General features: G+C 64.9%; 24 protein-coding genes. 6 read left to right on the forward strand and 18 right to left on the reverse strand.

The features are described 5' to 3' along the window. The 3 genes from P1U48_RS15725 to P1U48_RS15735 all read left to right on the forward strand — a co-directional run. On the forward strand, nucleotides 1-1199 hold a 1199-nt coding region (locus P1U48_RS15725; protein ID WP_301070132.1), incomplete at its 5' end, for a hypothetical protein. A 1-nt stretch (nucleotide 1200) separates the two neighbouring features. After that, complete coding sequence (locus P1U48_RS15730) at nucleotides 1201-1755, forward strand: TadE family protein (protein ID WP_301070133.1); 555 nt, start codon at nucleotides 1201-1203, stop codon at nucleotides 1753-1755. A 3-nt stretch (nucleotides 1756-1758) separates the two neighbouring features. Further along, nucleotides 1759-2322, forward strand: coding sequence for a hypothetical protein (locus P1U48_RS15735; protein ID WP_301070134.1), 564 nt, complete (start codon nucleotides 1759-1761; stop codon nucleotides 2320-2322). Between the two features lie 66 nt (nucleotides 2323-2388). Here P1U48_RS15735 and P1U48_RS15740 read toward each other — a convergent pair whose 3' ends face one another. Next, nucleotides 2389-2916, reverse strand: a complete 528-nt coding sequence (locus P1U48_RS15740; protein ID WP_301070135.1) for a hypothetical protein — start codon at nucleotides 2914-2916, stop codon at nucleotides 2389-2391. Between the two features lie 189 nt (nucleotides 2917-3105). Here P1U48_RS15740 and P1U48_RS15745 point away from each other — a divergent pair, with 189 nt between their 5' ends. Beyond that, nucleotides 3106-4017: a pirin family protein gene (locus P1U48_RS15745; protein ID WP_301070136.1), complete on the forward strand. Its 912-nt coding sequence runs from the start codon at nucleotides 3106-3108 to the stop codon at nucleotides 4015-4017. Nucleotides 4018-4077: 60 nt separating this feature from the next. Here the strand turns inward: P1U48_RS15745 and P1U48_RS15750 are convergent, their stop codons facing one another. The 10 genes from P1U48_RS15750 to yajC all read right to left on the reverse strand — a co-directional run bounded on the left by P1U48_RS15750 (nucleotide 4078) and on the right by yajC (nucleotide 10949). Beyond that, entirely contained in the window at nucleotides 4078-4617 is a 540-nt protein-coding gene (locus P1U48_RS15750; protein ID WP_301070137.1) for a DsbE family thiol:disulfide interchange protein, read from the reverse strand. Beyond that, a complete protein-coding gene (gene ccmD, locus P1U48_RS15755) occupies nucleotides 4607-4762 on the reverse strand; it encodes a heme exporter protein CcmD (protein WP_301070161.1) in 156 nt (51 codons plus the stop codon). The genes P1U48_RS15750 and ccmD overlap by 11 nt, the downstream gene beginning before the upstream one ends. Then, nucleotides 4759-5490: a heme ABC transporter permease gene (locus tag P1U48_RS15760; protein WP_301070138.1), complete on the reverse strand. Its 732-nt coding sequence runs from the start codon at nucleotides 5488-5490 to the stop codon at nucleotides 4759-4761. The genes ccmD and P1U48_RS15760 overlap by 4 nt, the downstream gene beginning before the upstream one ends. Before the next feature lie 41 nt (nucleotides 5491-5531). Continuing rightward, nucleotides 5532-6188 (reverse strand): heme exporter protein CcmB, encoded by a 657-nt coding sequence (gene ccmB / locus P1U48_RS15765; protein ID WP_301070139.1) that lies wholly within the window; start codon nucleotides 6186-6188, stop codon nucleotides 5532-5534. Continuing rightward, nucleotides 6185-6817: a heme ABC exporter ATP-binding protein CcmA gene (gene ccmA / locus P1U48_RS15770; RefSeq protein ID WP_301070140.1), complete on the reverse strand. Its 633-nt coding sequence runs from the start codon at nucleotides 6815-6817 to the stop codon at nucleotides 6185-6187. The genes ccmB and ccmA overlap by 4 nt, the downstream gene beginning before the upstream one ends. A 78-nt stretch (nucleotides 6818-6895) precedes the next feature. Then, nucleotides 6896-7249 (reverse strand): Mth938-like domain-containing protein, encoded by a 354-nt coding sequence (locus P1U48_RS15775; protein WP_301070141.1) that lies wholly within the window; start codon nucleotides 7247-7249, stop codon nucleotides 6896-6898. A gap of 10 nt (nucleotides 7250-7259) precedes the next feature. Beyond that, nucleotides 7260-8012, reverse strand: coding sequence for a TSUP family transporter (locus P1U48_RS15780; protein WP_301070142.1), 753 nt, complete (start codon nucleotides 8010-8012; stop codon nucleotides 7260-7262). Between the two features lie 21 nt (nucleotides 8013-8033). Then, nucleotides 8034-9002 carry a protein translocase subunit SecF gene (secF, locus tag P1U48_RS15785; RefSeq protein ID WP_301070143.1) on the reverse strand — a complete coding sequence of 323 codons (969 nt, stop codon included), beginning with the start codon at nucleotides 9000-9002 and terminating at the stop codon, nucleotides 8034-8036. Nucleotide 9003: 1 nt separating this feature from the next. Further along, nucleotides 9004-10635, reverse strand: a complete 1632-nt coding sequence (secD, locus tag P1U48_RS15790; RefSeq protein ID WP_301070144.1) for a protein translocase subunit SecD — start codon at nucleotides 10633-10635, stop codon at nucleotides 9004-9006. A gap of 26 nt (nucleotides 10636-10661) precedes the next feature. Then, nucleotides 10662-10949: a preprotein translocase subunit YajC gene (gene yajC / locus P1U48_RS15795; protein ID WP_301070145.1), complete on the reverse strand. Its 288-nt coding sequence runs from the start codon at nucleotides 10947-10949 to the stop codon at nucleotides 10662-10664. Between the two features lie 201 nt (nucleotides 10950-11150). Here yajC and P1U48_RS15800 point away from each other — a divergent pair, with 201 nt between their 5' ends. Both P1U48_RS15800 and serS read left to right on the forward strand, forming a co-directional pair. Next, entirely contained in the window at nucleotides 11151-12533 is a 1383-nt protein-coding gene (locus P1U48_RS15800; RefSeq protein WP_301070146.1) for a pentapeptide repeat-containing protein, read from the forward strand. Nucleotides 12534-12616: 83 nt separating this feature from the next. Continuing rightward, nucleotides 12617-13909 carry a serine--tRNA ligase gene (serS, locus tag P1U48_RS15805; protein ID WP_301070147.1) on the forward strand — a complete coding sequence of 431 codons (1293 nt, stop codon included), beginning with the start codon at nucleotides 12617-12619 and terminating at the stop codon, nucleotides 13907-13909. A gap of 102 nt (nucleotides 13910-14011) precedes the next feature. Here serS and P1U48_RS15810 read toward each other — a convergent pair whose 3' ends face one another. From P1U48_RS15810 to der, 7 genes are all read right to left on the reverse strand, one after another. Continuing rightward, entirely contained in the window at nucleotides 14012-14227 is a 216-nt protein-coding gene (locus P1U48_RS15810) for a formate dehydrogenase subunit delta (RefSeq protein ID WP_301070148.1), read from the reverse strand. Beyond that, nucleotides 14217-15038, reverse strand: coding sequence for a formate dehydrogenase accessory sulfurtransferase FdhD (fdhD, locus tag P1U48_RS15815; protein ID WP_301070149.1), 822 nt, complete (start codon nucleotides 15036-15038; stop codon nucleotides 14217-14219). Before fdhD ends, P1U48_RS15810 begins: the two co-directional genes overlap by 11 nt. Next, complete coding sequence (gene fdhF / locus P1U48_RS15820; protein ID WP_301070150.1) at nucleotides 15035-17917, reverse strand: formate dehydrogenase subunit alpha; 2883 nt, start codon at nucleotides 17915-17917, stop codon at nucleotides 15035-15037. Before fdhF ends, fdhD begins: the two co-directional genes overlap by 4 nt. Before the next feature lie 130 nt (nucleotides 17918-18047). Beyond that, complete coding sequence (locus P1U48_RS15825; protein WP_301070151.1) at nucleotides 18048-19577, reverse strand: NADH-ubiquinone oxidoreductase-F iron-sulfur binding region domain-containing protein; 1530 nt, start codon at nucleotides 19575-19577, stop codon at nucleotides 18048-18050. Continuing rightward, nucleotides 19574-20044, reverse strand: a complete 471-nt coding sequence (locus tag P1U48_RS15830) for a formate dehydrogenase subunit gamma (RefSeq protein ID WP_301070152.1) — start codon at nucleotides 20042-20044, stop codon at nucleotides 19574-19576. Before P1U48_RS15830 ends, P1U48_RS15825 begins: the two co-directional genes overlap by 4 nt. Nucleotides 20045-20131: 87 nt before the next feature. Further along, nucleotides 20132-21019 (reverse strand): LysR family transcriptional regulator, encoded by an 888-nt coding sequence (locus tag P1U48_RS15835; RefSeq protein WP_301070153.1) that lies wholly within the window; start codon nucleotides 21017-21019, stop codon nucleotides 20132-20134. A 43-nt stretch (nucleotides 21020-21062) separates the two neighbouring features. Then, the gene (der, locus tag P1U48_RS15840) at nucleotides 21063-22556 is read right to left on the reverse strand and encodes a ribosome biogenesis GTPase Der (protein ID WP_301070154.1); all 1494 of its coding nucleotides are present in this window, start codon (nucleotides 22554-22556) and stop codon (nucleotides 21063-21065) included. Nucleotides 22557-22569: the final 13 nt, after the last annotated feature.

Raw genomic sequence — 22569 nt, forward strand, 5'->3', positions numbered from 1 at the left:
AACGGCGCCAGAGTAACCCAAAACCCGATATCCTCTGGAGTACTTGGGAGTTACTTGACAAGAACAATATCCTGGAAACCCTGACCAGCGTGACCGTCGATCAGGGCACCAGCTATAGGATCGTGACCGCCGAGGCGTCGACCCAGATGAAGACCCAGTTTCTGGGCAGCATCGGCTTTCCGACTTTCGAAGTGACAGCCCGCGGTGTCGCAGAGGAAAGCCTGGGCGATGCGGAAATCTCGCTGGTGCTGGATATCTCTGGTTCGATGGGATCGAACCAGAAGATGAGCCGCCTGCGCACCGCCGCCCAGGATTTCATCGACACGGTGGTGCTTGATGACACCCTGGGTGCGGTCTCGGTGAATATCGTGCCCTACACTGCCCAGGTGAATGCCGGTGCGGCGATCATGGACAATCTGGACGTCACCCGGCTGCACGGCTTTTCCAGCTGCGTGAACTTTGAAACCGAGGATTTCGCCAGCACCACGATCAGCCCGACAAAGCATTACACGCAAGCCCCGCATTTCGAGCTCTACAGCTCTGGCAGCGGCACCGTGACCAACCCCAGCTGCCCGATGCGCAGCTATGAGGAAATCACCGCCTATTCGCAGAACCGTTCCGCGCTGAAATCGCAGATCGGCCAATTGCAGGACCGCGCCAACACCTCGATCCACATCGGGATGAAATGGGGCGTCGGCCTGCTCGATCCGGCCTTTGCTCCGGTGGTCACCAAGCTGATTGCCGCAGGTAAATCCGACCCGGCCTTTGCCGGTCGCCCGGCGGCCTTTGGCGGCGGCGCACTGAAGACCGTGATCCTGATGACCGATGGTGTAAACGTGAACACCTACGGGATCCGCGACGGCGCCTATGGCACCCCCTCGCAGCGGTATCACTGGCACGAAAATGCCCTGGTCAATTGGGTCAACAACAATGTCGACAGCGATATGCGCGACGATTTCTATTACGTCCGCAGCACCTCCAGCAACGCGGATTCCCTGCTGAGCAATGTCTGCACCGCCGCCAAGAACAAAGGCGTCCTGGTCTGGAGCGTCGGCTTTGAGGTCAGCAACCACGGTGCCAGCGTCATGCGCAGCTGCGCCTCTTCGGACAGCCATTTCTTTCGCGTCGAAGGTGTGGAAATCTCAGAAGCCTTCCAGTCGATCGCCCGCGAATTGAACCAACTGAAACTCACGCAGTGACATGAGGCATATGATGCAACTCCCCTTTGTCACCAAATTCCGCGCCTTCGCGGCTGACAACCGTGGCACCGTCGCCGTCGTCGATTTCGCGGTGATGCTGCCGATCTTTCTGACGATGTTCCTGTCAGGGGTCGAAATGGGCATGATGACCGTGCGCCAGACGCTGATGGAAAGCGCGCTGGACCGGGCAGTGCGCGATGTGCGCATCGGCACCGGTCAGGAAGTTACCCATGATTGGCTGCGCAAGCGGATCTGCGATTACGCCGGGCTGCTGCCCGATTGCGAATCCGCGTTGAAATTGGAACTGCGCTCCACCGATCTGCGCACCACGTCCTCGACTCTGGGGGACACGCCCGATTGCATCAACCGCAATGAGGAGCTGAACCCGGTCGTTGCCTTCAACAACGGCCAGCGCAGCGAAATGATGCTGATGCGGGCCTGTTTCGTCTTCTCGCCGATCTTTCCGAATGTCGGCTTTGGCTACAATTCCGACAAGAACGCCGCCGGCGATGTGGCGCTTTACGCGACCACTGCCTTTGTGAATGAACCGGGGTAAGCCATGACACGCATTCTCTTCGCCCGCCTCAAGGCCAGCCTGACCCGGTTCCGCCATGCCAATGACGGCACGGTCGCCCTGGAAGCGGTGATGCTGTTGCCGCTGCTGTTCTGGGCCTATCTGGCGACGTTTTCCTATTTCGACATGCTGCGCCAGCAATCGCTGAACCAAAAGGCGACCTATACGATTGCCGATATGCTGTCGCGAGAGACCGATGCCGTCAACGACACCTACATCTCGAACGCCTATTCGCTGTATAAGGGCATGGTGCGTTCGGACGAAACCACGGCAATGCGGGTCTCGGTGCTGAAATGGAACCAATCGTCCCAGAAATTCACTGTCGACTGGTCCGAAGCACGCGGTCCGACCACAGCCGTGACCGATGGCAAGGTGGCGGACTGGGACAAGAAACTGCCGCTGATGCCATCAGGTGAGCGGATCATCCTGGTTGAATCCTGGACCAATTACGAAATCCCCTTCGAGATCGGGATGGATGATTTCGAAATCAACACCTTCACCTTCATCCGCCCGCGCTTTGCACCGCAATTGCCGTTCTCAAATTCCTGAGGCGCGCGCCCGGTCTGACCGATCCGAAAGCCCCCGCCAAAGCGGGGGTTTTTCATTTTTCGCCGCTCAATCTTTGTCTTTGGTTGTCGCCGCCGCTGCCGTCTCTGCAGCCGCCCGTTCGGCCAGCAACAGCGCCAGCGTGTCCGCCATCGCCCGCGCCTGCGCCGCGTTGACGATCCCGCCAACTCCCAGCCGCCGACCGATCCGCCAGTAGAGGCCAGGCCGCCAGAGACGCGGCGCCGGGGACGCCAGCCGCAGCAGAAATCCGTTCGAGGGTTTGAAGGCAAAGGTGCCGCGATCGACCGAGACAATCTGATCCAGTTCGGCCAGCACCTGCCCCTGGCTGTCGGTGAGGCGGGTCTCGGTCAGTCGCAGCTCCAGCGCGGTGGCGCGATACATCGCCCAGACCGCCGCCGCCGCTGCGGCCGCCATCGCCACCAGCACCAGCCGCCAGGCCAAGGGTCCGCCCGGACCGGCCAGCGCCAGCCGCAGCAGGATCAGCGTCAGCGCCGTCAGCACCCCAAGGCCGATGGCCCGCCGCCCCGGCGAAGCCCCGAGCCGGGCATAGATTTCCTCGTCATTCATTGCGATCATTGATCCCCGTCCCGTTCAACCCGACCCATGTCTTGATCCGCGCATCGGTTCCGGCGGACATACGCGGCTTTGCCCGCCGCCGCCAGCATTGGCCGTGCACCTATGCACAGCCATCCCCCTTGCAGGGCACCATTCCCGGCCTTTTCAACCGCCGCCGCCCGCCTATCTTGTCGCCAAAGGAGATCTCCCATGTCGATCAGACCCATCCTCGAGACCCGCCACGCCCAGCCGACCCTGGAGGGCGCCGGGGTGAAACTGCACCGCGCCTTTGGCTTTGCTGATCCCAGCGAATTGGACCCGTTCCTGCTGTTTGACGATTTCCGCAATGAAAGCCCGGCGGATTTCGCCAAGGGCTTTCCCTGGCATCCGCATCGCGGCATCGAAACCATCACCTATGTGCTGTCCGGCACGGTCGAACATTCTGACAGCCTCGGCAATACCGGGCGGTTGGGCGCCGGTGACGTGCAATGGATGACCGCCGGATCGGGGATCATGCATCAGGAAATGCCGCAGGGCGACCCAAACGGTCAGATGCACGGGTTTCAGCTCTGGGCCAATCTGCCCGCGTCGCTAAAGATGACCACGCCGCGCTATCAGGACATCAACAGCGGCGAGATCCCGCAGATCATCGACGATGACGGCGCGGTGGTGCGGGTGATCATCGGCGCGTTCTGGGGCAGGACCGGACCGGTGGACGGCATCGCCGCCGATCCGCAATACCTCGACATCTCGATCCCGCCCGGGGTCAAGAAGACCCTGCCGATCGACACCTACCGGCGCGCCTTTGCCTATGTCTTTGAAGGCTCCGCCGCCTTTGCTGACGCCAGCGCCCCCGCCGGGGTGCTGCTGGAAAAGGAGGTCGCGGGCGAAGAGGTGAACATCCGCGACATGTCGGGCAATCGCACCCTGATCCGCTTTGGCAGCGGCGACGAGATCACCGTCCAGGCGGGCGCGGACGGGGTGCGGTTCCTGCTGATCTCCGGCGCGCCGATCCAAGAGCCGGTGGCCTGGCACGGGCCGATCGTGATGAACACCAGACAAGAGCTGTTGCAGGCGATGAACGATCTGCGCAACGGCAGCTTCGTGCGCCCGGCGCATTGACCCGCGCCTGAGAGGGCTGCGCCGGAAGTGTTTTCCGGAAAGATGGAGAGCGGCCCGGGGTCAGTCGGCGGGGGCGGCCTTGAGAAACGGGCGTAGTTTTTCCGCGATGCCCCGCTGTGTCACCGGCCCGGCAAAGCGCGTCAGAACCTTGCCCTCGGCGTCGATAACAAAGGTTTCCGGCACCCCGTAAACCCCCCATTCCGGCGCCATCGCCCGACCTTCGCGGTCCTGGCCCATGGCGGCATAGGGATTGCCCAGTTCGGCGAGAAAGCCCAGAGCCTTGTCCGGATCATCCTTGTAATTCACCCCGTAGATCGCAAAGCCCTCATCGCGCAGGGCGGTGAGATTGGGATGTTCGACCCGGCAGGGCGCACACCAGCTGGCCCAGAAATTGACCAGCTTGATCCCGGGCGCCCGCAGGTCGGCATCGCTGAACCCCGCCAGATCACCCAGCGGGGTGAGCGCCACCGGTGGCGCCGATGTGCCGACAAAAACCGAGGGCAGCGCATCAGGATTGTCACGGCGCATGCCAATATAGAACATCGCCGCCAGCGCCGCGAAGATCAGCGGCGGGACCAGCATCAGCGGTCTAATCGCCATGACGCCGCGCCTCCACCTCTGCCAGGTCCGCCTTGACCCGCCGCGCCCGGCGCAGGCTGACGAGCACCAGCAAGAGCAGCAGCGCCAGCGCCGCGCCATAGGCGCTGAGCACCTCGACCGCGTATTTGCCCAAGTCTGGCATCAGCCCATCCTTTCGCGCAACAACAGCGCCCGCATCCGCCGCGCCCGGATTTCGGTTCTGGTGCGCAGCAACACCAACGCCACGAACAGCAGCACGAACCCGGCGATCGAGACCAGCAGCGGGTGATAGAACACATCGGCGACGTTCTCTTGCGCATCCAGCGACAGTGAGGCGCCCTGATGCAACCCCTGGTTCCAGAAATTCACCGCATAGCGCGACAGCAAGGCAAACACCGACCCGACCAGGCAGAGGATCGCCGTCAGATCGGCGGCGGTGTCGTCGTTTTCCACCGCCGACCACAGCGCCATATAGCCGAGGTAGAACAGGAACAGGATCAGAAACGAGGTCAGCCGCGGATCCCATTCCCACCAGGTGCCCCACATCGGCTGTCCCCAGATCGCCCCGGTGATCAGCGCGATCAGCGTCATCACCGCCCCCACCGGCGCCGCCGCCCGCGCCGCCAGGGCGCTGACATGATGGCGCCGCACAATCCAGATCAGCGAGGCGGCCAGCATCATCAGCCAGGCGTTGATCGCCAGCAGCGCCGCTGGCACATGCAGATAGATGATCTTGACCGTCGCGCCCTGACGGTAATCCTCAGGGGTAAAGAAGAACCCCCAGATCAAGCCGCCCACCAGGGTCAGAGCGGCAGTCACGGCGATCCAGGGCAGAACCACATCGGTGGTCGCCATGAATTTGCGCGGATTGGCATATTCCCAAATCGAAGCCATGCTGCTCCCTTATCGTTTTGACGGCAGCACCGCCAATCACTTCACCGCAGGTTCATCCGCAATACCGCAGCCGAGGCAAAGGGCAAAAGCGCAATTGTGCCGCAGGTGATTCCGGCCAGCATCGCCAGCGGGGTGGTCAGCGCCATCGCCTCGGCGCCGCGCCGCGCGACTTCGGCGCCAAAGATCAGCACCGGCACATAGAGCGGCAGCACCAGCAGCGACAGCAGCAGCCCGCCGCGTTTCAGCCCCACCGTCAGCGCCGCGCCAAAGGTGCCGATCACGCTCAGCGCCGGGGTGCCGAGCAGCAGGCTGAGGGTCAGCCAGCCATAGCCGGGCGCCGGTAGGTTCAGCAGCAAGCCCAGCACAGGCGCCGCCAGCACCAGCGGCAGCCCGGTGGTCAGCCAATGGGCCAGCGCCTTGACGCTGACCACGGCCTCGAGCGGCACCGGCGCGGTGGCGATCAGGTCGAGCGATCCGTCCTCCCAATCCAGCGCCAGAATCCGGTCAAGCGACAGCAGGCAGGCCAGCAAGGCCCCGATCCACAGGATCCCCGGCGCGATTCGGGCCAGCAGCTCGGTCTGCGGCCCGACCCCGAAGGGCACCAGCACCACCACGATCAGAAAGAAGGCGAGGCCAAGGCCAAAGCCGCCCCCGGCCCGCATCGCCAGCCTGAGGTCGCGCAGCAGCAGCGCCCTCACAGAAAGGCCTCGTCGAAATCGGTGTCATTCGTCGCGCTGCTCCAACTGGCGCGAAACGGCTCGAGCTCGATCACCTCGGCGTCCAGCCCCAGCTCGATATGGCTGGCGATGATGGCGCTGCCGCCATTCGCCAGATGGGCACGCACGACATCGGCGAACCAGGTGACGGCGTCGCGGTCCAGCGACACCGTCGGTTCATCCAGGATCCAGATCGGCCGCCCGGTCACCAACAGCCGCGCCAGCCCCAGCCGACGTTTCTGTCCCGCCGACAGCGCCCCCGCCGCCCGCTCGGCCAGATCGCTCAGGTGAAACGCCGCCAACGCCACCTCGATGCCAGTGCTGCCCCTGGTGCCATGGAGATCGGCCCAGAAATTCAGGTTTTCGGCAACACTGAGGGTGGATTTGATCCCATCGGCATGGGCGGCATAGGCGAAATTGTCGGGATCGAGCGAGACGCGGCCCGCCAGCGGTGGTTGCAGCCCGGCCAGCACCCGCAGCAAGGTGGTCTTGCCGACGCCATTCGGCCCGCGCAGCAGCAGGGCGCGGCCGGGGGCGAGGCGAAACGCCACCCCGCGCAACACCGGCACCCCGGCGCGCGCCACACTCAGCTGATCAACGACGAGTTCCATCCCCTGCCCCTAGCCGAATTTCAGCGCCTGGAAAAGCGCATCCCGCCGGGCAATCCCCAGCCTTTGCCGCGCCGGATATCAGACCGCCAGCAGCGCCACCGCGACCCGCCGACCTTCGGAAAGCAGGATGTTATAGGTGCGGCAGGCACTGGCCGAGGCCATTGGTTCAACTCCGATCCCGGCAGTGTCGAGCGCCAGGCCCAGAGCGGTCGGCACCGGCGTGATGTCCGAACCGGTGCCGAAGAACAGCACATCGATCTGACCGGCCAGCGCGATCAGCGCCGCGTGGTCGTCCAACCCAGCCCAGGGACGCACCGCATCGGCGGTCACCAGCAGCGGCGCCGGATGCGCCACGCCGCCAATGCGGAAAAACCCGGGGCCATAGCCGTCGATCGGGCGGGCATTGCCATAGTCGATTTCGCTCATCTGCATGGGGGTCTCCTCAGTCCAGGATCGGCAGGCCGACCAGAATCGCGATGCCGATCACACTATAGGCCAGCGCCCGGAATGTCTTTTCCCGCGCCGGATCAAACAGCCGCTGCCCGACCAGCACCGCCAGCACATAGGGCACGGCCAGCACCAGACCGAGCCAGAGCGCCTCGACCCCGACCAAGCCACGCAGAAACAGGTTGGCGATAATGCCGATTTCCAGTGCCGCCAGGAACAGGATGGTGTTGGCCCGCACCGCCCGGGCATTGGACGGACCGGCGAGGTAGAACAGGATCACCGGCGGCCCGGTCAGGCCGGTGGCCCCGCCCAAAACCCCCGCCGCCGCACCAATGGCGCCGAGGCCGGGGCCACGCACCCGACCGCGATAGCGCCAGCCCGAAATCAGCGCCGCCAGGGTCACCGCCGCCGCGCCGGACACCAGCCAGCGCAGCATGTCGCGCGACAAAAAGGTCAGCAGCCAGACCCCGAACGGCGCCGCGACAATCGCCGCCCCTGCCATCAGCGCCACCTGACGGTGATCGGCATAGCGCCAGGCACCGGGCAGCATCGCGGGCCAGGTGAATACGCCGGTGACTGAGAGCAGGACAATTGCCATCGGCAGCGGCAGCAGCGCCCCGGCCAGCGGCATCACGATCAGCGCGGTGCCAAAGCCAGTGAAGCCGCGCACCAGCCCAGCAATGAGATAGGCAATCAGAAGCCAGAGCAGCCCCGGCGTATCAAGCGCCGTGGCCAGCCCCTCAGGCATTGGCGTTATGCCGCGCGGCCATCATGCGTCGACATTGCCAAACTGGTTGCCAACCGTGGCGTCAGGTTTGGACCAGTCGCGTTTCACCCCCAGCCACAGCACGATATTCTTGGCCACATAGACCGAGGAATAGGTGCCGACAATAACGCCCCAGGTGATGGCAAAGACGAACCCCCGGATCACATCACCGCCCAGCACCAGCAGTGCAATCAGCGCGATCAGCGTGGTGCCCGAGGTCATCAAGGTCCGGCTCAGGGTTTCATTGACCGACAGGTTCATCACGTCGCGCAGCGGCATCGTCTTGAACTTGCGCAGGTTTTCCCGCAGCCGGTCAAAGATCACCACGGTGTCATTGATCGAATAACCGACAATCGTCAGCAGCGCCGCGATGGTCGCCAGATCAAAGCGGATCTGCAGCAGCGAGAATATCCCGATGGTCAACACCACGTCATGCACCAGCGCCGCGACCGCCCCGACCGAGAATTGCCATTCGAACCGCAGCCAGATGTAGAACAGGATCGCCCCAAGCGCCGCGACCAGGGCGATCACCGCCGTCTGGATCAACTCGCCCGAAACCTTGGGCCCGACCGATTCAACCGAGGTGAAATGGATCGTCGCATCAACCGCCTTGAGGGTGGCCAGAACCGTATCGACCACTGTGCCGGTGACGCTTTGCTGCCCGTCCTGGGCCTGAATGCGGATCATCGCCACATGCTGGTTGGCGGCAAAGGTGGGATCGAACACCTCGGATATCGTCACATCGCCCAAGTTCAGCGGTTGCATTGCCGCGCGATAGGCGGCGACGTCGACAGAGGTTTCCGACTGGGTGCGGATCGTGGTGCCGCCGCGAAAGTCGATGCCGAAATTCAGCCCGACCATCAGCCAGAGCACCAGCGAGGCCACCATCAGCACAACCGACAGACCAAAGGTCGCAAAGCGGTAGCGGAAGAAGTCGATCTTGGTTTCGGCGGGGACCAGTCTCAGACGCATCTCACACCTCAATCGTTTTGGGACGGGCCCGGGCGAACCAGGTCGCGACCAGCAACCTGGTGACCCAGATCGCGGTAAAGACCGAGGTCACGATGCCGATCCCAAGGGTTACCGAAAATCCGCGCACCGGCCCCGAGCCGAGGACAAACAAGATCACCGCAATGATGAATGTGGTGATATTCGCGTCGACAATCGCCGACAATGCCCGCTCATAACCCAGCTCGATCGCCCGCGCCGGGCCTTTGGCTGTGCGCAATTCCTCGCGGATGCGTTCGAACACCAGCACGTTGGCGTCCACCGCCATGCCGATGGTCAGCACGATCCCGGCGATCCCCGGCAAGGTCAGGGTGGCACCGATCATCGACAGCAGGCCAAAGATCAGCCCGACGTTGATCAGCAGGGCGATATTGGCGAACAGCCCGAACAGCCCGTAGGACAGCACCATGAACACCAGCACCGCGCCAAAGGCGACCAGACAGGCGATCTTGCCCGCCTGAATGCTGTCGGCGCCCAGTTCCGGGCCGATGGTGCGTTCTTCGAGGAATTCCAGCCCGGCGGGCAATGCCCCGGCGCGCAGCAGCACCGACAGGTTGGTCGAGTCCTCGACGGTGAAATTGCCGGTGATGATTCCCGACCCGCCGGCGATATGCGCCTGGATCACCGGGGCGCTGATCACCTCGTGGTCGAGCACGATGGCGAAGGGATTGCCGATGTTCTCAGCGGTGTAATCACCGAATTTCCGTGCCCCCGAAGGGTTGAACCGGAAGGTCACCGAGGGGCGGCCGTTCTGATCAAAGGAGGGCTGCGCATCGACCAGCTCTTCGCCGGTCACAACTGGCGCGGCATCGAGGATATAGAACACCCCTTCTTCGTCCAGCGACGGCAGCACCTCTTGCCCCGCCCCCACGCTGGCATCGGCGCTGTTGGCGCGGCCGACCACCGGCTGAAAGGTCAGCTGTGCGGTGGTGCCGATGATCTCTTTCAGCTCCGATGCCGAGCCGAGGCCGGGCACCTGGATCAGGATCCGGTCGGCGCCCTGGCGCTGGATCGTCGGTTCGCGGGTGCCAACCTCGTCGATCCGGCGACGAATGATCTCGAGACTCTGGCGCAGGGTGCGTTCGTCGGTCGCGACCCGTTCGGCTTCGGACAGGGTGACGATCACCACATCGCCCTCGCTGCGCACGCTCAGGTCACTGGCCCCGACCCCGGTGAGCGAGGTGATCGGCCGCGCCAGCCCGTTGACGATGCTGACCGCTTCGGCGATGGCCTCAGGCTTGCCGATCCGCACCCGCAATTCATCGCTGGCGCTGTCCTGCAGGCGAATGGTGCCGATCTCGTCACGCACCGCGCGCAGGGCGGTGCGGATTTCCGGCCAGAGGCCCTTCATCCGGCCCGCATAGACATCCTCGACCTGGACCTCGGCCAGCAGATGCGCGCCGCCGCGCAGGTCGAGCCCCAGATTGACCAGCCCGCTGGGCAGAAACCCCGGCCAGCTGTTATCGGGAAAGCCCGCGTCGATGGTGTCGTTATGCAGCTCGACGCGGCTGTAAAAGGCGTTCGGCAACGCCAGCAGCAGGCCGATCACGACCAGCAGCCAGATCAGCACACGTTTCCAGGTTTGGATCTGAAGCATCGGGCCCCCCGGCCAGTCGCGAAATGTCAGGAATTGGCGGGTTCGGTTTTCGACAGAACCTGCGCGATGGTCGCCTTGACCACCCGGACCTTGACGCCCTCGGCGATCTCGACTTCGATCTCGCCCTCATCCTTGACCTTGGCGATCTTGCCGACAATGCCGCCTTGGGTGATCACCATGTCGCCGCGGCGCACGTTGTTCACCATCTCCTGGTGTTGCTTGGCCTTTTTCTGCTGCGGACGGATCAGCAGGAAATACATGATCACGAAGATCAGGATCAGAGGCACGAATTGTGCGATGGCGTTCCCTTGCATCGGGGCTCCTTGAGGTTGAGCGGGAATTCCCGCGAATTTGGCCAGCGGGGACCCCCCGCAAAGTTGGGCGGAACCTATGTGCGGCAGGGTTGGATTGCAAGGCGCGAAAGGGCGCGACCGGGCGGCGCAGCACAGCCCCCTAGGCAGGCCCGCGCCCTGCCGCTAACCTGACGCCAATGCGCGACAGCAAAGGCCGCCCCGGTGGACACGAGCGATCACATCATCTTGACCCTGCCGATCCCGGCACAGGCCTTCTGGACCCTGGTGCTGGCGCTGGGGGTGGCAGCACTGTCAGCGCTGATCTACGCGATGACAGCGCCCGGGCCGGGGCGCGATTGGCTGACCCCGATCCAGCGGCGGCTTGGCCTTCAGGCCCTGCCCGGGGGCATCGCGCTGTTCCTGTTGATCACCTGGACGTTACTGCTGATCGCGCTGATCTTTGGCCTGTTCTGGGTGCTGCTCAACATCGCGCAGCATTTCTTCACCACGGATATTCAGGGTCATGCGGCCTCTCTCTGGTCCGGGAAACCCGCCAGGCCCGCCACCGACCTGCGCTGGTCGCTGCTGACCCTGACCGCGCTGACCGCCACCACCGGCGTCGTCATCGGCCTGCCCTTCACCCTGATCCGCCTGACCCTGACCCGCAAACAGACCGACACCGCCACCGACTCCCTGTTCAACGACAAGATCACCGCCGCCGCCGCCGACCTGCACACGCGACGGCAGGTGACCGACCCCAAGGATACCTCGTGCCACATCTGGCAAGACGACGTGATCCGCCGCAACGCCGCCATCGACCGGCTAGAGGGTCTGGTCAGCGAACGCCCCGACACCGCCGAGCGTGTCGCGCGACTGCTCAGCGTTTACCTGCGCGAACTCTCAAAGGAACGTCCTGCGACGCCGCGACCTGAGGGGACCGACCCCGAGACGTTGCGAGATTGGACCCTCGGCCTCTCCCCCTCACGCTCGGATATGGAAAACGCGGCCAAGGTGCTTGGCCGCCTGACCCGCACCGCTGGGCTTGCCGACAACTCTCTGCCCATCGACCTGCGCGGCGCCAATCTGCAGGGGTTTGACCTGCGCGAACTCGATTTTCGTAAAGCCAATTTCGAAGGGGCGCATCTGGAGCGGGCGAGCCTCGCGGAGGTGCATCTGGAGGGGGCGAACCTGGGGGGCGCGCATCTGGAGGGGGCGGACCTCTGGTGGGCGCATCTGGAAGGGGCGGACCTCTGGGGCGCGCATCTAGAGGGGGCGGACCTCGGGGAGGCGCATCTGGAGGGGGCGGACCTCGGGGGCGCGCACTTGGACGCGTCAACCTTTCTCAGTGGGGCTAGCCTCCGAGGTGCTGCCCTGAAAGAGGTTGATCTGACCACCATACCACAAATCGCCGAGCATCTGAATGAGGTGTTCGCCGATGGCACGGTCACTCTGCCAAGCGGCATGGATCCGAAAACCGACTGGCCGGCGCATTGGGCCAAGGAAAAACTCACATACAACGATTTCCTAACCGCCTGGCGCGCCTGGCAACGAACCCTCGATCCGCCGCTGCCGCCCGCGGCCCTGCCGCCCGAATGGCGCAAGTAGTCCCCACCCCCGTCGCTTCAGGTTACACATTGCCGCGAAATCCGGCATAACCCGGCCACGAATCCGATTTCAGGGACAGACCCATGCATGACATCCGCCAGATCCGCGACAACCCGGCCGCCTTTGACGCCGCCCTCGCCCGCCGCGGGGCCGCGCCGATGTCGGCCGAGATCCTCGCCCTCGACGAGGCCCGCCGCGCCAAGATCCACGCCGCCGAGACCGCCCAGGCCGATCAGAACGCCGCCTCCAAACAGGTCGGCGCCGCCAAGGCCAAGGGCGACGAGGCCGAATTCGAACGGCTGCGCGCCCTGGTCGGTGACAAAAAGGCCGAGGTCGGCGCGCTGAACGACGCGGCCAAGGCGCTGGACGCGCAGCTGACCGATCTGCTGATGGGCATCCCCAACGCGCCGCTCGCCGATGTGCCCGATGGCGCCGATGAGGCCGACAATGTCGAGATCCGCAGATGGGGCACGCCCCGCGCCCTCGATTTCGCGCCGCTGGAGCATTACCAGCTGCCCAGCGTCTTGCCCGGCATGGATTTCGAAACCGCCGCCAAACTCTCCGGCGCCCGCTTCGTGGTGCTCTCCGGCGCGGTGGCGCGCATCCACCGGGCGCTGGCGCAATTCATGCTCGACACCCATGTCGACGAGAATAGCCTGACCGAGGCCTGGACCCCGGTGCTGGTGCGCGAGGAAATGATGTTCGGCACCGGCCAGCTGCCGAAATTCGGCGAGGACAGCTATAAGACCCGCGAAGGCTGGTGGCTGATCCCCACCGCCGAGGTGACGCTGACCAATATCGTCAACGATTGCCTGATCGACGAGGGCTATCTGCCGCGCCGCTATGTCGCCCATTCGCAATGTTTCCGCTCTGAGGCCGGCAGCGCCGGGCGTGACACCGCCGGGATGCTGCGCCAGCACCAGTTCGAAAAGGTGGAAATGGTGTCGATCACCCATCCCGACGCGTCGCTGGCCGAGCATGAGCGGATGACCCGCTGCGCCGAGGGCATTCTGGAACAGCTCGACCTGCCCTATCGCACCGTGGCGCTCTGCACCGGCGACATGGGCTTTGGTGCACAGAAAACCCACGATATCGAGGTCTGGCTGCCCGGTCAGAACAGCTATCGCGAGATCTCTTCGGTCTCGGTCTGCGGCGACTTTCAGGCGCGGCGGATGAACGCGCGGTTCCGCCCCGAGGGCGGTGGCAAGCCGGATTTCGTGCACACGCTGAACGGCTCCGGCCTGGCGGTCGGGCGCTGCCTGATCGCGGTGCTGGAGAATGGCCAGCAGGCGGATGGCTCGGTCACCCTGCCTGCCGCGCTGGCGCGCTATCTCGGCGGCAAGACCACCTTGCAGGCCGACGGCACCCTGGCCTGATTTCCGGCGCAATCCTGGTGGGCGGCGCGAGAGCGTCGCGTCACCGATTTCAGAACCGAGGCCGATTTCAGAACCGGGAATGCGCGGCAGCGCGCAATTGGATCAGGTCGGGTTTTCCAGCAACAGGGCGGCGTCGCGCGCCAGCGGGCTGAGCCCTTCTCCGCCCGCCGCCAGGATATTCTGCAAGTCCTGGCGCATCCGTGGGTCCCAGAAATCGCGCAGATGGCCCGCCACTTTCTCAGCCCGTCCGGCACCCGATTGGGTTTCGAAAAAGGTGGCGATCTGGTTCGCCATATAGATCAGTTTTTCAGATGTCATCCGCGCCTCCCGTGATCCGTTCCGGGCGGCACCAGACGTCAATCGCCGCCGGCCCGGACATGGTGACCAGGGTGATCCCGGCCGCCTGTGCCAGTTTCAGCGCCAGGCTGGTCGGCGCCGAGACCGCAACGATCAGCGGCACCCCGGCCAGCGCACATTTCTGCACCATTTCCACCGAAACCCGGCTGGTCAACACCACCGCCCCGCTCTTCATATCCGCCCCCGCCCGGGCCATGCCGCCGATCAGCTTGTCCAGCGCATTGTGACGCCCGACATCCTCGCGCGCAGCCGCAATGCCAGCACCGGGACCCTGGCCGGGGCGCAGAAACCCGGCGGCATGCAACCCCCTTGCGCGGTCATGCAGCGGTTGGAACCGGCGCAGCGCCTCGGCGGCGCCGGTCACCTCGTCACTCCCAAAGAGCGGCCCCGCTGCGACCTCTGGCAGCGGTCGCATCGCCTGTTCCAGGCTGTCGATGCCACACATGCCACAGCCCACCGGCCCGGCCATGAACCGACGCCGCGCGCTCAGCGCCCCGGCCCGGTCCGGCGCCAGCCAGAGCCGCGCCTCGATGCCCTGCTCCAGCTCGACGATCTCAAGCGTCTCGATCTGGCCCGGATCGCTGACAATCGCCTCGCTCAGGCAAAAGCCCAGGGCGAAATCCTCAAGATCGCCGGGTGAGCACATCATCACCGCCAGCGTGCTGCCCTGCGCCACCAGAGCCACCGGCACCTCTTCGGGCAGCGACCGGGTCGCCGTGCCAATGGCGCCGCCGGACATGGTGGCGACGGATTGCGACGCGATCCCCTTCATTCGGCGGCGGGCAGGATGCGGCGGGCGCGGCGCGCCTGTTCATTATAGCTTTCCTGCCATTCCGTCGGCCCGTTCGACGCCGCCACCTGCACCGCCGTCACCTTGTATTCCGGGCAATTGGTGGCCCAGTCGGAATAGTCGGTGGTGATCACATTGGCCTGGGTGTCGGGGTGATGGAACGTCGTATAGACCACGCCGGGCGACACCCGATCGGTCACCTTGGCGCGCAGCGAGGTCTCGCCGGAGCGCGAGGCGATCTTGACCCAATCGCCGTCTTTCAGCCCGCGATTTTCCGCGTCATGGGGATGGATTTCCAGCACATCCTCGTCATGCCAGACCACATTCGCGGTGCGCCGGGTCTGCGCACCGACGTTATATTGCGACAGGATCCGACCCGTCGTCAGCAACAGCGGAAAGCGTGGCCCGGTCTTTTCATCCGTGGCGATATATTCGGTGACGATGAATCGCCCCTTGCCGCGCACAAAGCCATCGACATGCATCAACGGCGTGCCCTCGGGCATGGCCTCGTTGCAGGGCCATTGCACTGATCCCTTTTCCTCAAGCAGGGCATAATCAACGCCGGCAAAGGACGGGGTGGTCGCGGCAATCTCATCCATGATCTGCGCGGGATGGGTGTAGTGCCATTCGGCCCCCATCGCATTGGCGAGCATCTGGGTCACCTGCCAATCGGCATAGCCATTGCGCGGCGCCATCACCTTGCGCACCCGGTTGATCCGCCGTTCGGCATTGGTAAAGGTTCCATCCTTTTCCAGGAACGTCGATCCCGGCAGGAAAACATGCGCGTAATTGGCGGTTTCATTCAGGAACAGGTCATGCACGATCACACAATCCATCGCCGCCAGCCCAGCAGCGACATGTTTGGTGTCCGGGTCCGATTGCAGGATATCCTCGCCCTGACAATAGAGCCCCCGGAAGCTGCCATCGACGGCGGCATCCAGCATGTTGTTGATGCGCAGGCCCGGTTCCGAGTCGATCTCGACGCCCCAGAGGCTTTCAAAGATCGCGCGCACCTCGGGGTTCTTCACATGGCGATAGCCCGGCAGCTCATGCGGGAAGGATCCCATATCGCATGAGCCCTGCACATTGTTCTGGCCGCGCAGCGGGTTCACCCCGACGCCGGGTCGCCCGATATTGCCGGTCAGCATCGCCAGATTGGCAATCGCCATCACCGTGGTCGAGCCCTGGCTGTGTTCGGTCACCCCCAGCCCGTAATAGATTGCCCCGTTGCCACCGGCGGCAAAGGTGCGGGCGGCCGCCCGCAGCTCGGTGGCGGGCACGCCGGTCAACAGCTCAATCGCCTCGGGCGAATGGCGGGACTCCTTGACGAATTCGGCATAGGCTAGGAATTCGTCCCAATCGCAGCGATCGCGGATGAACGCCTCATCAAACAGGCCCTCGGTGACGATCACATGCGCCAAAGCGGTGACCACGGCCACATTGGTGCCGGGGCGCAGCGGCAGATGATGCGCCGCCTCGATATGGGCCGAACGCACCAGATCAATCCGGCGCGGGTCGATGACGATCAGCTTGGCCCCGGCGCGCAGACGTTTCTTGAGCCGCGAGGCAAACACCGGATGGCCATCGGTCGGGTTGGCACCGATGACGATGACCACATCGCTGTGTGCAACGGAATCGAAATCCTGGGTCCCCGCCGAGGTGCCAAAGGTCTGCCCCAAGCCATAGCCAGTGGGCGAATGGCAGACCCGGGCACAGGTGTCGGTGTTGTTGTTGCCAAACACCGCGCGGGCGAGCTTTTGCACCAGAAAGGTTTCCTCGTTGGTGCAGCGCGACGAGGTGATCACGCCGATGCTTTTCGGGCCGTGTTCGGCCTGAATCCCGCGCATCCTCGTGGCCGCGAAACTCAGCGCCTCGTCCCAGGACACCTCGCGCCAGGGGTCCTCGATCCGGTCCCGGATCATCGGAGTCAGGATCCGGTCGCTGTGGCTGGCATAGCCATAGGCAAAGCGGCCCTTGACGCAGGAATGGCCGCGATTGGCCTTGCCGTGACGATAGGGCGTCATCCGCACCAATTCATCACCGTTCAATTCCGCCTTGAACGAACAGCCGACGCCGCAATAGGCGCAGGTGGTGATGACCGAGCGGTCCGGGGTGCCCAGTTCGATCACCGAATTTTCCTGCAGCGTCGCGGTCGGGCAGGCCTGCACACAGGCACCACAGGACACGCAATCGGAGCTGAGGAAATCATCCCCCGCCATCCCCGCCGACACCCGGCTGTCAAAGCCGACGCCTTCGATGGTCAGGGCAAAGGTGCCCTGCACCTCTTCGCAGGCGCGCACGCAGCGCGAACAGACGATGCATTTGGCCGGGTCATAGGTGAAATAGGGGTTGGATTCGTCCTTGGGAATGTAGAGCGGGTTGGGTGCATCGCCGCTGCGCGTTTCGAAATGCGAGGCGCCGGGGCCGTAGCGCACATCGCGCAGCCCGACCATGCCCGCCATATCCTGTAATTCGCAATCGCCGTTGGCGGCACAGGTCAGGCAATCGAGCGGATGGTCGGAGATATAAAGCTCCATCACCCCCTTGCGGATCTTCTTGACCTTCGGGGTCTGGGTATGGACCACCATGCCCTCGGCCACCGGGGTGGTGCAGGAGGCCGGGGTGCCACGACGGCCCTCGATCTCGACCAGGCAGAGTCGGCAGGAGCCGAACGCCTCGAGACTGTCGGTGGCACAGAGTTTGGGGATACGCAGGCCGATTTCGGCGGCGGCGCGCATCACCGAGGTGCCCTCGGGGACGGTGATCGCGAAGCCGTCGATGGTCAGGCTGACCGCGGCTTCGGAAACGGGCAGCGGCGTGCCCATGTCCCAATCCTTTGGCGGCAGGATGAAATCTTTCATATCTGGAACTCCGCGATTCTGGCGAGCGGCGCGGGGGGCTCTGCCCCCGCCGGGGCGTTGCCCCGACTCCCCCGGAATATTTCTGGCAAGATGAAGCGCAGGCGGCGCGGCGGATGACGGGCGACCTGGGTCATTCTGCCGCCTCATCGGTTCGGGTGAAATCCTCGGGCGCGATGCGCAGGGCCGAGAGCACCGGATAGGGGGTGAAACCGCCAAGCGCGCAGAGCGAGCCGTTTTTCATCGTGTCGCAAAGGTCGGTCAGAAGCGGGATGGCGGCGCTGTCGCCCGCCCGGATCCGATCGATGGTTTCCACCCCGCGCTGCGCGCCGATCCGGCAGGGGGTGCATTTGCCACAGCTTTCGATGGCGCAGAACTCCATCGCAAATCGCGCCAGCGCACCCATATCCGCGCTGTCGTCAAAGACCACCAGCCCGGCATGGCCGATCAGCCCGCCAGCGCCGTCGAATTCCTCGTAACCGAGGGTGATATCGAATTGATCCGGCGCGAAATAGGCGCCAAGCGGGCCGCCGACCTGCACTGCCTTGACCGGTCGGCCCGAGGCGGTGCCACCGCCGATCTGAGTCACCAACTCGCCCAGCGGCAGGCCAAAGCCGATTTCAAACAGCCCGCCCTGCTTGACATTGCCCGCGACCTGCACCGGGATGGTGCCGCGCGAACGGCCAAGGCCGAAATCGCGGTAAAAAGCGGCGCCCCGATCCAGGATCACCGGCACCGTCGCCAGGGTGATGACGTTATTGATCACGGTGGGCTGGCCAAAGGCGCCCTGCAGCGCCGGCAGCGGCGGCTTGGCCCGCACCACGCCGCGCTTGCCCTCAAGCGAATTTAGCAGCGCGGTTTCCTCGCCACAGACATAAGCCCCGGCGCCAATCCGGATGTCGATTTCAAAGGCGCGCCCGGAGCCGAGCACATCGGTGCCGAGCAGCCCCGCATCGCGCGCCAGGGCCACCGCCCGTTGCAGCACCCGGATCGCATCCGGGTATTCCGAGCGCAGATAGACGAATCCGGTGTCGGCGCCAGTGGCCAGTCCGGCAATCATCATGCCCTCGATCAGGCAGAACGGATCGCCTTCGATCAGCATCCGGTCGGCAAAATTGCCGCTGTCGCCCTCATCGGCGTTGCAGACGACATATTTCTGCGCCGCCTCGGCCTGGCGCACCGTGTTCCACTTGATCCCGGTCGGGAATCCGGCGCCGCCGCGACCACGCAGCCCGCTTTCGGTGATTTCGGTGACGATATCGGCCGCGCTCATCGTCAGCGCCCGGCGCAAACCGGTGAGGCCGCCCTGCGCCTCATATTCGGCCAGCGACAGCGGGTCGATCAACCCACAGCGGGCAAAGGTCAGCCGGGTCTGGCGGGCAAAGAACGGGATGTCTTCGACAGGGCCGAGGGCCAGCGGACCACCGTTGAAATCGCAGGCAAACAGGCCAGGCACATCCGGGGCGGCGACCGGGCCAAAGCCGGTGCGCCCGGCCTCGGTTTCCACCTCGACCAGCGGTTCCAGCCAGATCATCCCACGGCTGCCGTTGCGGACGATCTCGACCGTTTCGCCGCGCGCGGCCGCCTCGGCTGCGATTGCCGCGGCCACCGCATCGGCGCCGAGGGCGCGGGCGGCGGCGTCGCCGGGGACATAGACCCTCATCGCCCGAGCTCGGCCAACAGGCGGTCCAGCCGTGCGGAATCGACCCGCCCGTGCAGCACGCCGTCGAGTTGCACCGCCGGGCCGCAGGCGCAGAGGCCAAGGCAATAGACCGCCTCGACAGCCATTCCCTCTGCCGCGGCCTGTCCGTCGGACCCGGCGTCAAGGCGTGCCCTGGCGAACTCCTCGAGCGCCACCGCGCCTTGCGCCTGACAGGCCTCGGCGCGGCAGATCCGCAGCACATGGGCGCTGCCCGGCGTGCTGCGGAAATCATGGTAAAAGCTGACCACGCCATGCACCTCGGCCCGGCCCAGGTTCAACGCCTCGGCGATCCGGGTGATCGCGATTTCGGGAATGAAGCCAAAAGCCTGCTGGACCGCATGCAGGATCGGCAACAGCGGACCGGGGCGCGCAATGTGATCAGCGAGGATCGGATCGATATCGGTGGCGCGGATCGCGGTATCTGTCATGACAATCTTCCTGGCGGTGATCCATTCGACTGTTCTGCGCGCCATCACATGGGAAATCAATATCGTATTCCCGTGAAGCGATAGGAATTAGCTATCGCTGGACAATGCCTTCCCGGCCTCGATCAGCGCCTCGAGCACCGGCGTATGCGGCTCTCTCCAGGGCGCGATCAGCCCGACGGCATGCGGCACCCGGCCCTGCCGGATCGGCACGCTGCACAGGGCCCGCCCGCCGACCAGGAACCCGGCCAGCTCACGCGGCAGGATGGTCGACCAGCCGCCATCGACGACATGGCTGATCAGCACCACGGTGGAATTCGATTCCACCCGCACCGTCGGGGCAACCCCGGCCTCGAACAGCATCTGGTTGACGATCCGGCGGTTCTGCATGTCCGGGGTCAGCAACGCCAGCGGCTCGCCCGCCAGATCGGCCCATTCCAGCAGCTCACGCTGTGCCAGAGGTGAGGTTTCCGGGCAGACCAGATGGTATTCTTCACGATAGAGCGGCACCGTCACCACCCGGCCCAACGGTTCGTTGTCGAGATAGGTGATCCCGGCATCGGCTTCCAGGTTTTCGATCATCTGCAGGATTTCCACCGAAGAGCGCGACAGCACCGACACCCGCACCTTCGGATGCCTGGTGCAGAAAGCCGCCGTCAGCCGTGCCGCGACGGTCAGCGCAGTGGGGATCGCGGCGATCCGCAGCCTGCCGGTGAGGCCGCGATGCACCGCGCGCATTTCCTCGCGCAGGGTGCGGGCGTCGCCGACGATTCGCCGGGCCCAGTCCAGCGCGCTCTGCCCCTCGGGGGTCAGGCCGCCATAGCGCGATCCGCGCCAGACCAATTGCACACCGAGCTGGGTTTCCAGCTGCTTGATCCCCGCCGACAGGGTCGGCTGGGCAATGCCGAGGCTCTGCGCCGCGCGACCGAAATGCTCTTCGCGTGCCAGGGCGATCAGCATTTCCAGCTTGTCGATCATCGCCGTGCCCCGCGCTCGGCGACTCGGGATCGGGCGGCGACGCTCATCTGCGGCTGGGTTTGTCGGTCGGGGTTTTGCCCAGATGCTTGCGCAGCCGCGACGGCATCGCCTTTTTGCGGCCCTTGAACGGGTTCTGGTCGTTCTGGCCGCGCAGATAGAGGCGGATCGGGGTGCCCGGCATGTCAAACCCGTCGCGCAGACCGTTCACCAGATAGCGGCTGTAGCTTTCCGGCACCTTGTCGGGATGCGAGCACATCACCACAAAGCCCGGCGGCCGGGTCTTGGCCTGGGTCATATAGCGCATCTTGATCCGCTTGCCCTGCGGGGCGGGCGGTGGATGCGCCTCAAGCATGCCCGCCAGCCAGCGGTTCAGCTGGCCGGTCGACACCCGCCGGTTCCACACTGTATGGGCGCGGATGATCGCCGCCTGCAGCCGGTCGAGCCCGCGCCCGGTCTTGGCCGAAACGGTCACCAGCGGCGCACCGCGCAATTGCGGCAGCAACCGGTTGAACGCCTCTTTCAGACCAGCAAGCTTGGCCTGCTTGTCCTCTTCCAGATCCCATTTGTTGACCGCCACCACCACCGCGCGGCCCTCACGCTCGGCCAGGTCGGCGATCCGCAGATCCTGTTGTTCGAACGGGATCGCCGCATCCAGCAGCACCACCACGACCTCGGCGAATTTCACCGCCCGCAACCCGTCAGAGACCGATAGTTTTTCCAGCTTGCCCTGAACCTTGGCGCGTTTGCGCATCCCGGCAGTGTCGAACAGGCGCACCGGCACCCCGTCCCAGGACAGCGGGATCGAGATCGAATCGCGGGTGATCCCGGCCTCGGGGCCGGTCAGCAGCCGATCCTCGCCCAGGATCCGGTTGATCAGGGTGGATTTGCCTGCATTCGGGCGACCGACAACCGCGACCTGCAAGGGGCGTTTTTCGGTCGGGTGCCAGTCTTCGGATTCGGTCCCGGCTTCGGCCTCTTCCTCGCTCAACGTGACATCGGTGGCCGGGGCCAGGGTTTCCGCCTCGGCGGCCTTTTCGGCGAAACTGTCGGAGATCGGCATCAGGATCGAGAACAGATCGCTCATCCCCTCGCCGTGTTCGGCGGACAGGCGGATCGGTTCACCAAGGCCCAGCCCATAGGCCTCAAGCACCCCGGCTTCGGCGGCGCTGCCTTCGGCCTTGTTGGCGGCGACGATCACCCGTGCCGAGCGTTTGCGCAGAATCTCGGCGAACATTGCATCTGTCGGGGTCACCCCGGCGCGGGCGTCGATGACAAAGAGACAGACATCGGCCATATCCACCGCCCGCTCGGTCAGCTTGCGCATCCGCCCCTGCAGGCTTTCATCGGTGGCCTCTTCCAGCCCGGCGGTGTCGATCACGGTAAAGCGCAAATCGCCGAGCCGCGCCTCGCCTTCGCGCAGGTCACGGGTGACGCCGGGGGTGTCATCGACCAGCGCCAGCTTCTTGCCGACCAGCCGGTTGAACAGCGTCGACTTGCCGACATTCGGGCGGCCGACAATGGCGAGGGTAAAGGACATCGTTGGGACTCAC

Source organism: Pseudooceanicola sp. (assembly GCF_029213205.1).
Taxonomy (GTDB): domain Bacteria; phylum Pseudomonadota; class Alphaproteobacteria; order Rhodobacterales; family Rhodobacteraceae; genus Pseudooceanicola.